This is a genomic window from Paenibacillus lignilyticus (assembly GCF_017942085.1).
Taxonomy (GTDB): Bacteria; Bacillota; Bacilli; order Paenibacillales; family Paenibacillaceae; genus Paenibacillus_Z; species Paenibacillus_Z lignilyticus.
In genome coordinates this window covers 215,282-230,911 of record NZ_JAGKSP010000004.1, presented here as the reverse complement: position 1 = coordinate 230,911, position 15,630 = coordinate 215,282, and the positions used below count along the sequence as shown (strand labels likewise).

At 51.6% G+C, this 15,630-nt stretch carries 11 protein-coding genes; 1 reads left to right on the top strand and 10 read right to left on the bottom strand.

Features of this window, described 5'->3' with window-relative positions:
• Window positions 1-7: 7 nt before the first annotated feature.
• From I8J30_RS13045 to I8J30_RS33980, 3 genes are all read right to left on the bottom strand, one after another.
• Window positions 8-2,077 carry a bifunctional aldolase/short-chain dehydrogenase gene (locus tag I8J30_RS13045; RefSeq protein WP_210655285.1) on the bottom strand — a complete coding sequence of 690 codons (2,070 nt, stop codon included), beginning with the start codon at window positions 2,075-2,077 and terminating at the stop codon, window positions 8-10.
• A gap of 351 nt (window positions 2,078-2,428) precedes the next feature.
• Window positions 2,429-2,605, bottom strand: a complete 177-nt coding sequence (locus I8J30_RS13040) for a hypothetical protein (protein WP_210655287.1) — start codon at window positions 2,603-2,605, stop codon at window positions 2,429-2,431.
• Between the two features lie 169 nt (window positions 2,606-2,774).
• Window positions 2,775-3,641 (bottom strand): zinc-binding dehydrogenase, encoded by an 867-nt coding sequence (locus I8J30_RS33980; protein WP_338044810.1) that lies wholly within the window; start codon window positions 3,639-3,641, stop codon window positions 2,775-2,777.
• Window positions 3,642-3,789: 148 nt separating this feature from the next.
• Between I8J30_RS33980 and I8J30_RS13030 the strand changes: the two genes are divergently transcribed.
• Entirely contained in the window at window positions 3,790-5,901 is a 2,112-nt protein-coding gene (locus tag I8J30_RS13030) for a Sip1-related alpha-galactosidase (protein ID WP_210655290.1), read from the top strand.
• Between the two features lie 1,007 nt (window positions 5,902-6,908).
• Here the strand turns inward: I8J30_RS13030 and I8J30_RS13025 are convergent.
• The 7 genes from I8J30_RS13025 to I8J30_RS12995 form a co-directional block, all read right to left on the bottom strand.
• On the bottom strand, window positions 6,909-7,676 hold the full coding sequence (locus I8J30_RS13025) for an alpha/beta hydrolase (protein ID WP_210655292.1): 768 nt from the start codon (window positions 7,674-7,676) through the stop codon (window positions 6,909-6,911).
• 44 nt (window positions 7,677-7,720) lie between these two features.
• On the bottom strand, window positions 7,721-8,551 hold the full coding sequence (locus tag I8J30_RS13020) for a ChbG/HpnK family deacetylase (protein ID WP_210655294.1): 831 nt from the start codon (window positions 8,549-8,551) through the stop codon (window positions 7,721-7,723).
• A gap of 25 nt (window positions 8,552-8,576) precedes the next feature.
• On the bottom strand, window positions 8,577-9,461 hold the full coding sequence (locus tag I8J30_RS13015) for a carbohydrate ABC transporter permease (protein ID WP_210655296.1): 885 nt from the start codon (window positions 9,459-9,461) through the stop codon (window positions 8,577-8,579).
• A 24-nt stretch (window positions 9,462-9,485) separates the two neighbouring features.
• Window positions 9,486-10,385: an ABC transporter permease gene (locus I8J30_RS13010; RefSeq protein WP_091214048.1), complete on the bottom strand. Its 900-nt coding sequence runs from the start codon at window positions 10,383-10,385 to the stop codon at window positions 9,486-9,488.
• An 88-nt stretch (window positions 10,386-10,473) separates the two neighbouring features.
• Window positions 10,474-12,186: an extracellular solute-binding protein gene (locus I8J30_RS13005; RefSeq protein ID WP_210655298.1), complete on the bottom strand. Its 1,713-nt coding sequence runs from the start codon at window positions 12,184-12,186 to the stop codon at window positions 10,474-10,476.
• A 176-nt stretch (window positions 12,187-12,362) separates the two neighbouring features.
• Window positions 12,363-13,748, bottom strand: a complete 1,386-nt coding sequence (locus I8J30_RS13000) for a response regulator (RefSeq protein WP_210655300.1) — start codon at window positions 13,746-13,748, stop codon at window positions 12,363-12,365.
• Window positions 13,741-15,504, bottom strand: coding sequence for a sensor histidine kinase (locus I8J30_RS12995; protein WP_210655302.1), 1,764 nt, complete (start codon window positions 15,502-15,504; stop codon window positions 13,741-13,743). Before I8J30_RS12995 ends, I8J30_RS13000 begins: the two co-directional genes overlap by 8 nt.
• Between the last annotated feature and the right edge of the window lie 126 nt (window positions 15,505-15,630).

Genomic DNA, 15,630 nt, shown 5'->3' with positions numbered 1-15,630 from the left:
ACCTCTCTTATCGTGTGAATGCTGCCGGCACGCCGCCGTCAATCGTCAACATGCAGCCAGTCGTCTTATCGGCCTTGGATGATGCAAAGAATGCAACGCCTTCAGCGATATCGCGCGGATAGATGTTAACGAGCAGCGTCGTCCGTTTACGGTAGTACTCTTCCAGCTGATCCGGCTCGATGCCGTAAGCGGCTGCCCGCTCGTTGCGCCAGCTGCCGTTCCAGATCGTGGAGCCTTGCAGAATCGCATCCGGCAAAATCGTATTGCAGCGAATGCCGAACTCTCCGCCTTCTGCCGCCACGCAGCGTGCCAAGTGAGCCTCCAATGCTTTTGCCGAGCTGTAAGCCGATGCGCTCTTGCCCGCATACACGGAGTTTTTGGAACCGATGAAGACCATGTTGCCGCCGATCGCTTGCTCTTTCATCAGCTTGAACGCTTCACGTGCGACCAGGAAGTAACCTGTGCCAAGCACGTTCATGTTCAGGTTCCATTCTTTCAAGGATGTTTGGTCAAACGGGCTCGAGGTTGCTAGACCCGCGTTGTTCACGATGATGTCGATGCCGCCGTACGTGATGGCAGTTTCCGCGATAGCCGCCATAACCGCTTCTTCGCTTGTCACGTCCATCTTCACGGCAGCCGCACGGCCTTCGCCGTACTTCCCATTAATTTCGCCGGCTACCCGCTCCGCACCTTCCAAATTCAGGTCGGCAAGCACTACATGCGCGCCTTCGGAAACGAGGCGGCGAGCCGTTTCGCTGCCGATACCGCCGGCACCGCCGGTAATGAACGCGACTTTGCGGGAGAATTCCGCTTCTGCAGGAGCAAGCGACAGTTTGTACAGCTCAAGCGGCCAGTACTCGACGTTGTAGGATTCATTCTCGCTCAGGGAGACGAAGTCGCCTAGCGCTGTTGCGCCGCGCATAACGGCAATGGCACGGTGGTAAAGTGCGCCGCTTACTTTTGAGTTGGACCAGCTTTTGCCTGTATTAATCATGCCGATTCCCGGAATTAGAATAACGCGCGGCGCCGCTTCGAACATCACGTCGCCTTCGTTCTTATTCCGTTCGAAATAGGCTTCATATTGTTTCTTATACGCAGCGATGCTTTCTTTAAGAATCGCTTTCAAGCCATCGATGTCTGCCGGGTTAGGCGTCCAATCGATGAACAGTGGCACAACCTTCGTGTGAACGAGGTGGTCCGGGCAAGCTGCGCCGACTTGGGACAGCTCAGGGGATTTCGCGCCGCCTACGAATGCCAGCACGTCGTCTGCATCGTCGAAGGTCAAAATCATTTTCTTCGCATCGCTGACTGCGCCGCGAATCGTTGGCATCACTTGTGCAGCGATGCTTCTGCGCACATCGGCTTCAAGCGCTGCGTGTTTCACGCCGCCGAACAGCTTCGCTTCGTTGACGCTAGCTTCAATGAAGTCTTCCGCTTCTGTGATGATTTTGATCGTTTGCGCGTATGCTTCTTCGGACGTTTCGCCCCAAGTGACGAGACCGTGTTTCTCCATAAGCACGAGCTCTGCTTTCGGATTCGAGAGCACGCCTTGCGCAATCATTTTGGATAGGGTGAAGCCCGGGCGTACATAAGGGACCCATACGAAACGATCGCCGAAAATTTCTTTCGCCAGCTCTCTGCCGTTATCCGCGCAGCACAGGCTGATGATGGAATCCGGATGCGTGTGATCCACGTGTTTGAACGGAAGGAAGGCATGCAGCAGCGTTTCGATCGAAGCGCGCGGGTGCTTGCTGTCGATCATGCAGTGTGCCAGGTAACCAACCATTTCCTCATCGGACATTTCATCGCGCTCGAACAGCGGACGAATATCCTCCATGCGCAAACCCGTGAAATTGCCCGCTTTCATCGTAGCAAGGTCAGAGCCGCTTCCTTTCACATACATCACTTCAATGTCACGACCGCGGAAATCCTGTACCGTCGTCTTGCTGGACGTGTTGCCGCCGCCCCAGTTGCATACCCGGCGATCCGTGCCGATGATGTTCGAACGATAAACCAGCTGCGCAAGTCCGCCTTGCAGCTCCGATGCTTTCTCTTGCTCCCACAAACTTTGTACCATTGTGAATACCTCCGAATGAGTTTGATATATGATGTTGAGATCAGTGTAACATGTTTGTTTGTTTTTGAATACAGAAAATCAAACAAAAACAAAAATACCCGAAAACAGCAGCGAAGATGCTTCTTCGCTGCTTTTTCCGGGTTATTTATTGGATTGAATATAGCCCACCAGGTAGATCCCTAGGTACTCTACATGCGCTAAATTCGCCGAATTCGCTCCCATGTAGACCCCCTGGTACCCTTCTTTCGCTCAACTTGCCGATTTCGCACTCATGTAGATCCCCTAGTGCTCTTCTTTCACTCGATTCGCCGAATTCGCTCCCATGTAGATCCCCTGGTACCCTTCTTTCGCTCAACTTGCCGATTTCGCACTCATGTAGATCCCCTGGTGCTCTTCTTTCACTCGATTCGCCGAATTCGCTCCCATGTAGATCCCCTGGTGCTCTTCTTTCGCTAATTTCGCCGAATTCGCTCCCATGTAGATCCCCTGGTACCCTTCTTTCGCTAATTTCGCCGAATTCGCTCCCATGTAGATCCCTTGGTACCTTTCTTTCACTCAACTTGCCGATTTGCTATTCAAGCCAAAGAGTGGCTCCCAGAGCAACTCTTTGTCGGAAAGTAAGCTAGTTTTACGAAAGAGTAGCCCCCAGGGCAACTCTTGCAAGTTAGTTGGCGAATCAAGCGCCTAGATAAATCACTTACACCTCATCAAACATCAAAATAATCTTATTAAACGCATTCGGTTTCGTTTTGGTCTCATGGAAGGCATGGGCGATGTCCCGGAACGGCATCGTCGCCGTGATGAACGCATCAGCCAGCTCGCGATTGCGGCTGAGGAAATCGATAATGAACGGAAATTGATCCACGCTGTTCCGGCTGCCGCGGATTTCGACTTCCTTCTTCGTAAACAGGATGCCGGGAAAACTCACATCGTCAGAGGTCAGCCCCACGATCACAACATGGCCGCCTGCGCTGACCAGATGAATCGTCTGCTCCATCGTGCGCTTGAGACCGGCCACCTCGATGACGGCATTGGAATATTCCCCGCCGGTCAATTCCTTCACGCGCTGCACAGGATCCGCTTCCAGCGGATTGATCAAGACGTCCGCACCGAATTGCTTCGCGGTCAGCAGCCGCTCCGGCACGACATCGACGGCGAACACGCGCACAGCATACAGCTGCTTCAGCAGAATCAGAATCGTCAGCCCGATCGGGCCCATGCCAAGAATCGTGACGGTCATGCCATCCTTCACACCAGCCTGCTTGACCGCCTGTGCGCCAATCGTGAACGGCTCGCACAACGCGCCGATGCGGTATTCCATCTCATCCGGCATCGGATGAATGCACCGCTCCGGCACCGCTACATAGTCGGCAAACCCGCCTTGCCCGCCAAAGGAGCCGACGAATTTCATATCGATGCAGCAGTTGTACTTCCCGCTTAGGCATGGATAGCAGCTGCCGCACGGAATCGCCGGTTCAATGATGACGCGGTCACCGGGCTTCGCACCGGACACCACGCCTTCGCCTACTTCCTCAACCACGCCGGACAGCTCATGTCCGTATATTTCCCATGCAACTACAGACGATTTTCCACCTTTGCAAGACCTATTTCCCTCCTGCCATGCGGCGCATTTCCGTTATGATTACAGGTGTACTCTGCTTGCTTGTTTGTTTGCTGCAGGGCACGATTGAAGCGGCAAAGGGGAATAACAGATGAATCCACAGCGATTATTTAACCGATATGGACTTACAGTGACTTACGAAAATGGCGATACGCCTGTTTATGAAACAGCAGGTTGGGTGCAAGGCGATGGCGGTGTGGACGAAACGGGCAGTTACGAAACGTACTTGCTGCCTTTCCGGGACGCGGAGGAAACAAGCCGGCTGACGCTCGAGCTTCGTTGTTACGAGCACACCGTAAGTGCTTATATGTCGGTGCAATTAAAACAGGATGTCTTCGGCGTGACGCATTCATTGGCAGCGGATGCCGGCATACTGCTGTCGGTCGGCGAGCCTGTCGGCAGCTTGGAAGGCATACTCGCCCACTATAATGCGTACAAATGGTGGTGGACCCGACCTTATATGGCGAAGAGCACTGCAGCTCTCCCTGAGAAAACGCAGGCGCTGCTCTGGAAAGCGGGCGGCCGCTACACGCAGCTGTTCCCGCAATGCTCGAATGTGTTCAAAACGACGATGCGCGGTGACGGCGAAGGACTGCAGTTTGTTATTTCTCCGCTGCTTCGCGGTGTAAGGACGGGCCGTGAGCTGCTGTTTGTTCTTCATGAAGGTGACAACGCTTATGAGGTTGTCGAGAAAGCCGCTGAAGCGGTATTCCTGGCTCGGCAAGAGCCGGTTCGGCTTCGGGAGTCGAAGCGTTACCCAGAGGTTTTCGACTATTTGGGCTGGTGCACATGGGATGCGTTCTATCATGATGTTTCGCAGAAGGGCATTGAGGAGAAAGCGGAGGAGCTGCGTACTAAACAGGTTCCGGTCAAATGGGTGATGATTGACGACGGCTGGTCTCCGGTGCGCGAGAAAGCTCTTGTGTCGTTCCAGGAAGATCGCTCGAAGTTCCCGGATGGTCTTGCCGGTACGGTAAGCAAGCTCAAGAACGACTTCGGCGTCAACTGGGTCGGCGTCTGGCATGCGTTCACGGGTTATTGGCATGGCGTTGATCCGGAGGGCGAAATCGCTATTAAACATCGCGACCTGCTGCAGACCGACACTGCCGGTCGTTTGGTTCCGAGCACGGATGCGAAGATCGGCTTCGGTTTCTGGAAGCAATGGCATAGCTGGTTGTCCGCGCAAGGCATCGACATGCTGAAGGTGGACAGCCAGAGCTCCGTGATCGAATTTGTCAAAGGCCAACAGCCTCTTGGACAAGCGGCGAAGGGATTGCATGAGGCGCTTGAAGCTTCGGCATCGCTATATTTTGATGGCCGCTTGATCAACTGCATGGGCATGGCGCAGGAAAATGTGTGGAGCCGCGTTAACTCTGCAATTTCACGTAACAGCGACGACTTCTATCCCGCGAAGCCGGAATGGTTCCGCGAGCATGCGCTGCAGAACGCCTACAATTCGTTCTATCACAGCACGCTGTATTGGGGCGATTGGGATATTTGGTGGACGTCCCACGCGGATCGTACGGATCATGCCGTTCTCCGCGCGATTAGCGGCGGCCCCGTTTATGTTAGCGATAAAGTCGGCGAGACCGATGCTGAAGTACTGCGCCCGCTTATTCTGTCCGATGGCCGCATTCTTCGTGCCGACAAGCCGGGCGTACCGACAGAGGACGTACTGCTGGTGAACCCCGTCGAAACCGCGGTGCCGCTCAAAATCATGAGCCGCTCCGGCGACAGCGGACTGCTCGCATGTTTCCACATTCATGCGGATGCTGCGCCGATTGATGGCGAGTTCCGCTTGACGGACATCGCTGGGATGGAGGCTGCCGACGAGTATGCTGTCTATTCGCACTTCGGCCGCAGCGCCTCCTTGCTTGGCGAGACCGTGGCGGCGTATGGCTTCACGGTCGAACGCGGCAAACCGCAGCTGTTCACGGCCGCCCCTTACCGTAACGGCTTTGCAAGCTTCGGCTTAATCGACAAGTACGTGTCGGCGGCTACCGTCAAATGGATGCTCGCTCAACCGGACCGCGCAACTGTGCTATTGCATGAAGGCGGCGTGTACGGTTTCGCGTCGAAGACCGCGCCGGTATCCGCAACCGTGAACGGACAAGCTGTCGAAGTCCGCTCCGAGCAGGGCTTCTACTCTATCGCAAGTGATTCAAGCACCACAGAAGTACTCATCGAAATCCGTTTTGCTTAGAAGGAATGGGCTGCCTCACACAGCACGCATGTATGCGTATGCGGCATGTGAGGCAGCCCATTTTGTATTGTTGGTTGTTACCTCGCGGGTATTCCTCCAATGTGCGGTATCTGCTACCTCTCTTGCTGCTCGATCGCCGATTTCCCGCCAATGTGCGGTAACTCGTTCCCCTCTTGTTGCTCGATCGCCGAACGCCGGCGGAGGTGTTGCTTTGGAAAATACTCTTTCTAACCGAGCTTATCACAATGTAGATCTCTGGATGAGCTACAAAGTCTATTTTCGCCATTTTTAGGTTAATGTGGATCTCTGTGTGAGCCACATTCCCACCAATGTAGATCTCTAGGCGAGTTACTCCTATTTCCTCAAATCCCATCAATGTGTTGCTCTTTGAGCTACTCTTACTCTAATCCACCTTACTTCCATCAATGTATTACTCTGGGAGCCCCTCTTACTCGTTGCCAACTAATGTCGGTGGATGTGTTGCTCTGGGGGCTACTCTTTACTCGATTCCTCCGAGTTTCGGAGGATGTGTTGCTCTGGGAGCTATTCACTTCTCTTTTGGACTTAGATCGGGAGCTTGAAAAGGATTAAAGCCACCTAACGGTTAATAATGTCCGTTAGAAAGTAAGAATTCCAAAATAAGAAATTTAATGGTCAAGACTGTCCGTTAGAACCGAAAACTAGCCCAAGACACTAATAATTCAGCTGTAATGAACAAAAATGACCGTTACAGGCAGACTAATAGCGATAAACGCCTGTAACGGCCATATATGTCCGTTACATCCTTCATTGTATGAGTAGGTAGGCTAGAATTCAAAGTGTGTGGTGCGCGGTGCCGGGTGCGGTGCCGATTCCCGGGTTCGGGGGGGCGTGGGAGGCGCAGGTTCGCGGATGCAAGGGGGCGGAGGACGTCGTGCTTGAGATTGCAAATGCGGCGAGTGACTTCCACCACAACAACAAAAAACACCCGCTAGTCAACGAATCGACCAGCGGGTATCTACATCATTCTATGTCGTTACAGCATCCTTCTTCGCAGCACCGGTAAGAAACTCAAGCACGCGCGGCAGCTTCATGTTCCAGTAGCCCCATTCGTGCAAGCCTGTTTCTTCCTCGTAGGTGAGTTCGATGCCCAGCGCTTTGATATGGTATAAGAAGCGGATATTGTCGGCATAGAGGAAGTCTTCCGTGCCGCAGCATTGGTAAAGCGCAGGGAGCTCTTTGCCGGATTTCGCTGCAACATTCGCAAGGTGGAACAAGTCGTCCTTGTGCTCCTGCGTGCCTGCCGCATCACCGAAAATATCGGTGAACTCACTGCCTTCAAACAAATTCTCAATCGCGTGGATATCCAGCGCGCCGGAGAAGCTTGCCGCGGCAGCGTAACGCTCCGGATAAGCCAGCGCCAGCTTCATTGCGCCGTAACCGCCCATCGACAAGCCGGCTGCAAAGGTATCTTCTCTGCGGTCCGAAATCGGGAACATCGCTTTCACGATCTTCGGAAGCTCCTCGCTCACATACGTCCAATACTTGCGGCCATGCGCCATATCGGAGTAGAAGCTGCGGTGCACGTTCGGCATGACGACGAACATGCGGTATTTGGAAAGCTGGTACTCCAGCGTCGTTTGGCGAAGCCATGTATTCTCGTTATCGCTTAAACCATGGAGCATGTACAGCACCGGCAGCTTCTCGCCCGGCTGCACGTCCTGCGGCATCACGATGGACACCGAGGAGGTCATCCCCAACACGCTTGAAAAAAAATCCATATGAATGACTGCCATCGTTCATTCTCCTCCTGTAGCTGCGATGGAATTCGCAATCGTTTCTATAGCGCCTGAGCCTCGTCATAACGAAGCAACCGTACGCCGCCGCTTCGAACCGCGTCCAGTACACGCTTATCCGTAAACATCAAACGTTCCCAGTGGCGATCTTGCGCAACCTTCGTACCCGGATAATCCGAATTTCCCCAGCTCCGAGTCTCTTCATCATCATAGCCGGGATGGCCGACGATCAAATACTGTCCCGGCGCGGCGTGCTTCAGCCGAGCGACGAACTGATCCACCGGATCCCCCGCCACTACGCTTTCGCCTGCATCATCGCCGCTGATCTCAGGCAACCTGCCCGTAAACGGACGATGGCTGATAAGCCCTTCTTGCACGCACCATGCATCAAAAGCCGCATCAAGCCCCTTAATCGCCCATTCAAAGAACATATGCGAATCGGCATACGTTATTGCAAATCCGGCTGCACGAAGCTTGTCCAACTGCGCCTTCATCTCGCTTAAAATCTGCTCGACATCCGGCGGCGCGGCAAGCCACAGACCCGGGTGCTGCTTGAAATAACCGTCCGCCTCAACAAGTGTCGACACTTCAGATGCCGGGAGCAGCGGCTTCCAGCGGAACGTCTCCCATTCCGCATTCATCGTAGCATGAAGACCGAAGCAGATGCTTCGGTCTCCGGCAAACAAAGCCGCCGCATGATCTAACGCGGCGCCCGTTGCCATCACGGAGACGTTGCGCACGATACCGTGCTTGCAGCTCTCCGCGATCGCTAAGTTATGGGACTCGCAATTGCCGCAGTCGTCGGCTCTTGTAATTAATGATACTGTACTGTTCACACTATCTGTACTGTTCGTACTGTTCGTACTGTTCGTCATGAAAGATCCTCGTTTCCCGTTGGATTTATTCTTTGACAGAACCCATCGTTATCCCCGTGATGAAATAGCGCTGAAGCAGCGGATAAATAATGAGAATCGGCAGCATCGTTACGGCGATTTTGGCCGAGTTAAGGGTTTCGCTCGATACTTTCGTAAGCTGGCTTACATTCTCTGTGGTGATTTTCGTCGGATCGATCGTTACTACGACCTGCTGCAGATACGTTTGCAGCGGAATCAAGTTGCTCTTCGTAACGTAGATCATCGCAGAAAAATATTCATTCCAGGTGCTCACGATATTAAAGAGCGTAATCGTTGCAAGTACCGGCAGCGAAAGCGGCAAGTAAATAAGAACCAGCTTCCGCCAAGCGCCTGCTCCGTCCATGCCAGCCGATTCGTCCAATTCCTTCGGCAGGTTACGGAAGAAGTTCATCACCAGAATAGCGTTATACACGTTAACGAGACCCGGCAGAATCAGCACCCAGAAGTTGTTCATCATGCCAAGGGATTTGATCGTCAGGTACGTAGGCACGAGACCGCCGTTAAACATCATGACGAATACGAATACCCACATGTAGACGTTCCGCGATTTGAACTGTTTGGTTTCGCGCGATAACGGGTACGACATCAGTACAGTGACGAGCAAGCTAAATCCAGTATAAGTGACGGTACGTTTTACCGAAACCCAGAATGAGAGAAAGAATTGCTTATCCGTGAACACTTTTTGATAAGAACTGATATCAAAGCCTTTCGGCCATAGAAAAACTTGTCCGGCCATAGCGAAGGAAGCTTTACTCAGCGACAACGCCAGCGTATGAATAATAGGCGCAACGGACAGAAGTGAGATAACTGCCATGAACAGCAGCAGCAGCACATCAAATGACCGTGAACCGAGCGTTTTATTTTGAACCATACCTTTTCACCTCGCTTGTATACACTAGAAGATCCGATAATTAGCAAATCGATAAGCCATCGTATAAGTCAGAATAACCAAAATGAAGCTCACGACGGAATTAAGCAATCCGATCGCGGTTGCCATCTCATACTGGGCGGACATCAGCCCTGAGCGGTACACATACGTATCAATAATATCGCCGGATTCCATGACCAGTACGTTGTACATGTTGAAGACTTGGTCGAAGCCCGCATTAAGTACACCATTAAGGCTAAGTGTAGCAAGCAGCGCGATGGTCATCGCAATGCCCGGCAATGTAATATTCATTAGTTTTTGGAAACGTCCTGCTCCGTCAATTTCAGCCGCTTCATACAGCGAAGGGTTGATGTTGGTGAGAGCCGCTAAGTAGATAATCGTTGAGAATCCGAACTCTTTCCATACGTTGGATGACACGATGATCGTGCGGAACCATTCATTGCTCCCGAGGAACATTTGCGGATCCAAGCCAAACCAGCTGTGCAGCACCCAGTTAACGGGACCGCTAAGCGAAAGCACATCTTTGAGAATACCGGCTACGACTACCCATGACAGGAAGTGAGGCAGATAGACGACGGTTTGCACGGTACGTTTAAACCAGCGCAGTCTAATTTCATTGAGCATCAGTGCGAAGATGACCGGCACAATAATGAGGGTAATGATTTTACCGAACGAAATAATTAAGGTGTTGCGCAAAATCGTGGCGCTTTCCGGGTTGTCGAGCACGAAGAGAAAATGTTTGAAGCCTGCCCATGGCGAGCCCCAGATTCCTTTGGTAGGCACAAAATCTTTGAATGCCAATACGATACCTGACATCGGATAGATTTGAAAAATCAAGACCAATGCGAGTGCCGGCAACAGCATGATATGAAAATGTATGGATTCCTTCTGCCACAGCTTTGCCATCTCTATAATCCTCCCATCCCGCTTAGGAAACGAAAGGCGTTAACCGTTAGGATTAACGCCTTTCCTTCTCCATCAGCTTGAACTAACCTTAATGCGTTTTTGTATATTCTGCGTTTACTTCTTCCGTGATCTTCTCGCCGCCCAGCTTGTTCCACTGCGTTACGAAGTTGTCGAACTCCGAAATATCCTTCTTGCCCATGATGATTTCGAGGAACACTTTCGTCTGCAGGTCCGTAAGCGTCGTGTTGCTTTGCTCCATGGTTGGCGTTGTGCCGGTGAATTCGTTGAATACGTTGTTCAGCTTGTTATGCGATACTACGCCGTTACCTTCCATCCAAGCCAGGAACGTCTTGTAGTTGTTGAGGTCTTTCTTCGGATTGTCCTTCTCGGATTTCACTTGATCGAAGATCGGTTTCTCCGCGATATCAAGAATGCCTTCTTGTGCCGTACCAGCGAAAATCTCATCGAATTTCTTAACCGTACGAGCTGTTGTATCCGGGAATGCCGGGGAAATTTGCGCGTTCAGACCCCATTGGTTTCTAGTCGAATCGCTTGCTTTGTAGATGCCTGTCGTTTCAAGCTCAAGCAGCTCAGGAATTTTCTTCGTCGAGTTTGCTTTCATCGTGTTCATGATTTTCACGGCCAGCTCCGGGTGTGCGTAGCCTTTCTTAACAACCATGAAGGAATTGGAGTAGAACTCGTTACCTACGTTAACATGGTCGCCTGTCAGAATCGGATAAGCTTTCCACTCGCCTTTAGGGTTGTTGTCGATGGCACCGCCGATTGGCCAGTACGGGTTCCACCACATGCCCATCATCATACCAGCGCGGTCGCTAACCAGGAATTCAGCTGTTTTGTTGCCGTCACGAAGCGCGAATTCGCTGTCGATCGAGCCGTCTTTGTACATTTGCGCCAATTTGCCAAGCGCCGTTTTCATTTCAGGCGTTGTCGAACCGTACACGAGCTTACCGGAAGCGTCTTTGACCCACATGTTCGGGAACGCGTTCTCTGCCCATACGAAACCTGTCAACGTAAACGGATCGTTGTTGAACAATTGAGCACCTTGCACAGCAAGACCAAGCGTATCTGCTTTGCCGTTGCCGTCCGGATCTTGCTCTTTGAACGCTTTGGCAACAGCCATCAGCTCATCCGTTGTCGTAGGAGCTTTCAATTGCAGCTTGTCCAGCCAATCTTGGCGAATCCATACCATCTGTGCGTTGTTCATATCGTTAACGCTTGGCAGGCCGTACAGCTTGCCGTCGAACGATGCGTTCTCAAGCGCTTTGTTGTCTACCGATTTATTAACTTCTTTCACCGCGTCGCTTGCATACTGCTCATAAACCGTAGTCAGGTCTTCAAGCATGCCTGCATCGTACATCCGCTTCAGAAGTGTTTTTGCAGGAGTCTTGTCGATGTTCTCTACAACGAAGATGTCCGGCAGATCGTTACTTGCGATCATGAGGTTGAATTTATTGGAGTAAGCCGATCCATTCGCTTCCCAAAGCGGCGTGGATTTTACGTTAAGGGATGTTTCCAGGTAAGACTTGTATTTATTGTTTTCGAAGGATTCGCCTTCAGGGAACTTCTTTGCTGCCTCAGGGTTGTTGTTTACGATTGTCGTAAACTCAACGGTTTCTGCGTATTTTCCAAACGGATCCGCTTTCTCTACCGGCGTGTTTGCCGGTGCGTCCGCTTGTGTGTTATTCGAGTTGTTCGAGTTTGCGGTCTCGTTTGTTTTATCTCCGCAAGCGGTTACAACAAGCATTAATGCTACTGCCGACAACAATGCTGCTTTTTTCAATGCTACCCCTTCTTTCGGCTGTTTAATGTTATTTGGTACATGACCATCATACCGCCGCATCAAGCCGAATCGTGAGAGAATCGGGACTTATGCACGGGAGAAGAACGTCTGCCTATCGGACATCATTGTCGACGCCAGACGACTTTTTTCTCACCTGCATTCGTTTTTTTTCTACCTTACCGCCGTAATTGACGTTCTCTGAACTCCGATGGCACCATGCCGGTTTGCAGCCGGAATATCTTACTGAAATACTTCTCATCTTGGAAGCCTGTCTTCTCCGCGATCCAATAGATCGGCATATCTGCATGCTGGACCAGCATCTGCTTGGCTTTCTCCAGCCGCGCTTCCTTAACCGCTTCATGAAAGGACTTGCCGATGATCTCTTTGAATATCGTACTGAAATAGCTCTGGCTGAGATTCACTTTCGCGGACAGCTCCGTACGATTGGCGCTTCCACCTGAATCCGTATGCAGCATCTCAAGCGCACGCATGATCGCGATAAACACATCGTTCGAGAATCCGCGGCTTCTGGCGTACTGAGTGATGCTCATTGACGCTTGCTCGAACCAGCGCTGCCATTCAACAAGCGTGGTGAAAGCCGCTGTCGCCATGCGCCAGTCCGGCCACAACCGATTGTTAACGGCGATCAAATCCCAAGCGGCCGCCAATTCCTCGAACATCGTCACGACGCTGCGATAGGAAGGCCTGCCATCGCGGATAGCCAGCAGCAAGTCCTCGAACTCTTTCTTATCAAACAACCAGCGCTGATTGTGCCAAGCTAGCCGGATATCAGCTGGCACATCCATCGTGCTCGGCTTCTCACCGATGAGCTCCGAAAGCGAAACGGTATATTCATCGTTTGCATAGGACTCATAAAACATGCGTTCCTTCAGCATTGGAAGCCAATCCGATGTTCTCGGCTTATCCGGCCAATTCGTTACGCGTGCGTAACAAAGCTTGTCCGCTTCGCCTTCGCTTTCGATCCGAGACAGCAGCGCATCGATTTCGGAACTGGTTTTGCCGGGAACCATCCAGATCGAATCTTGAATTTGAACGGCGCCTTCCAAACCTGCCGGACGTGCTCGCGGTGTAACTTGCTCCGGCATCATAATTACCAGAGACTCTTTGGATTCAGCCTGCTTCGCCTGCCCGGATGCATCAGCAGGACCGCCTTGTGCTTGCTCCGCCACGATTCGCTCGGATATGCGCAGCAGCATTTCTTCGAGCACATTATCCGCGATATCGGTCTTCACGACATAGTCGATGGCGCCGAGGCGCATCGCATCCTGCAGAAAATGAAAATCCTGATGACAGGTCAGCACAACGGTCCGTACCGCAGGGTAACGTTCTTTTACAATACGCATTAATTCAAATCCGTCCATGACCGGCATCGTCAAATCGGTCAGCAGCAGATCGATCGGTACCCGATCGATAATGTCGAGCGCGCTCTCCCCATTGTCCGCCTCAGCAACAATTTCAAACCCGCATTCCTTCCACGGTACGGTAAAGACCAATCCTTTGCGCACCAAATGCTCATCGTCTACGATCAATGTCCTAATCATCCCATACCTCCTTCACCGTGATCGGCAGCAGCAGCCGCATTTCCGTACCGACTCCGAGCGTGCTGGTTACCTCGAGTCCATACGGATCACCGTAGTACATTTTCACAATATTATTGACAAAATTAAGCCCAATCCCAAGGCCGACCTTACGGCGGTTGGGGTCATTGGAATGAAACAGTTTCTCGATAACCTCCTGCGACATGCCTTCCCCATTGTCCTTCACGCAGATGAACAGATGCTCTTCATCTGCCCTGCTTACCCTTACGGTTATCGTGCCATCCTTTTGCTTGAAACCATGATAAAGGGCATTCTCGACAAGCGGCTGCAAAATAAATCGCGGCATTTCAATCGCGCTTGTCGCCTCGTCCACCTCGATCTCCACGTTAAACTTATGGTTGTATCTGATTTGCTGCAGCTCCATGTAGTCTTTGACTGTCTGGATTTCATCGCCGACGGTGACGATCTTGCCTTCCTTGCCCAGATTGTAATTGAGCACACGGGTAAAGATCATCAGCAGCCGGACGATTTCGTCCTGACCGTTAATGCGAGCGAGCCACTGCGCCGTGTTAAGCGTGTTATGAATAAAATGCGGGTTCATCTGATACATGAGCTTCTCGACTTCGAGATGTCTTTTGCGCGATTCCTTCTGTTCGATCTCTGACATCAATTCGCGGATGCGCTGGCGCATCTCATAGAAGTGGTACAGCAGCTCGTCAAACTCCTTCATACGAAGGGAAACCGGCGGCTCATTGAACCGATTCTCGCCAAGCAGCTTGAACTGTTTGCGGATGCGCTGCAGCGGACCGTAAATCATGCTCCAGATGATCCAACCGATGACTAAACCGATAATAAGCGAGAGAATGCCAACGGCTGCGAAGCGCTTCAACCAAGCGTTCATCTCTTTATGGTAGTCATTACGGTCAATAACGACTGCGACTTTAATGCCGAAGTTGCTTGAGGTTTCAAAGAAGACAAACTTATCTCCGAGCCGATCTTTTATGGAAGTGATATCGGCGCCAATCGGGAATTCGGTGTCTTCCTGGCTGTTATAGATAATGTGGCCTTTCGCGTCCAGCATCAAATGCCGGACAGGCATCCCGTAGGGGTCATTGTTGAACAAGCTTGTGATTGCAGAGACATTCGTCTCAATATAGACATAGATCGGCACGGTGCTCTTGTCGCCGGAGCTTGTTTCCGTTTGCCGCATAATCGAGAAGACGGAATTGCGGCTGTTCGTATATAACGTGCGATGCGGGCCGTGAATTGTATAATTGCTCGTATTCTGGTTGATTTTCACAAAGTCGTTAATGTCGAGCTTCGGGTTGATATATAAATTCTCAAACAGAAACTGCTTCGTATCGGGCAAATAATAGGTCGTCAACCCAAGCAGCGGGTTCGTGTAATTAATCAAGGATATATAATCCTCAATTTCATCGGCTAATTCTTTGCGGTCGAGCGGATCAGCCGTCGTCAGGTAGCTCTTGAGGTCTTTACCGACCTTCCCTTCGAAGGCGAGCTGGCGGGAGGAGTAATCCAAGTTGCTTAATATGGACTCGATCCCTTTGCGCTCTTGCTCCAAGCTCTTCTCGACTCCTTTCTCTACCTTGTTCTGAAGCACATTGTAGATTCCATAGAAGGAGATGAGTCCAATGAGGGTCAGCGGAATAATAACGGACAGCGCCAGCATGGCTAACAGCCGGTGCTTCAGTGTATAAGGCAGCAGATCAAGCTTGCGTTTCGAGCTTCGAAAAGTCATAACGTCCTCCTTCAAATAAGAAAACCTCCATGCACGCAAAGCATCAGCTTTACGAACAAGGAGGTGAGGATGAGCTTATGGTTGATCCGCTCTGCCATTGCTGCTTGAAGGGGCTCCTGATGCTTC

Coding starts and splice junctions, on each gene's coding strand:
- I8J30_RS13045 (WP_210655285.1), bottom strand. CDS start 2,077: ATGGTACAAAGTTTGTGGGAGCAAGAGAAAGCATCGGAGCTGCAAGGC.
- I8J30_RS13040 (WP_210655287.1), bottom strand. CDS start 2,605: ATGGGAGCGAATTCGGCGAAATTAGCGAAAGAAGGGTACCAGGGGATC.
- I8J30_RS13030 (WP_210655290.1), top strand. CDS start 3,790: ATGAATCCACAGCGATTATTTAACCGATATGGACTTACAGTGACTTAC.
- I8J30_RS13025 (WP_210655292.1), bottom strand. CDS start 7,676: ATGGCAGTCATTCATATGGATTTTTTTTCAAGCGTGTTGGGGATGACC.
- I8J30_RS13020 (WP_210655294.1), bottom strand. CDS start 8,551: ATGACGAACAGTACGAACAGTACGAACAGTACAGATAGTGTGAACAGT.
- I8J30_RS13015 (WP_210655296.1), bottom strand. CDS start 9,461: ATGGTTCAAAATAAAACGCTCGGTTCACGGTCATTTGATGTGCTGCTG.
- I8J30_RS13010 (WP_091214048.1), bottom strand. CDS start 10,385: ATGGCAAAGCTGTGGCAGAAGGAATCCATACATTTTCATATCATGCTG.
- I8J30_RS13000 (WP_210655300.1), bottom strand. CDS start 13,748: ATGATTAGGACATTGATCGTAGACGATGAGCATTTGGTGCGCAAAGGA.
- I8J30_RS12995 (WP_210655302.1), bottom strand. CDS start 15,504: ATGACTTTTCGAAGCTCGAAACGCAAGCTTGATCTGCTGCCTTATACA.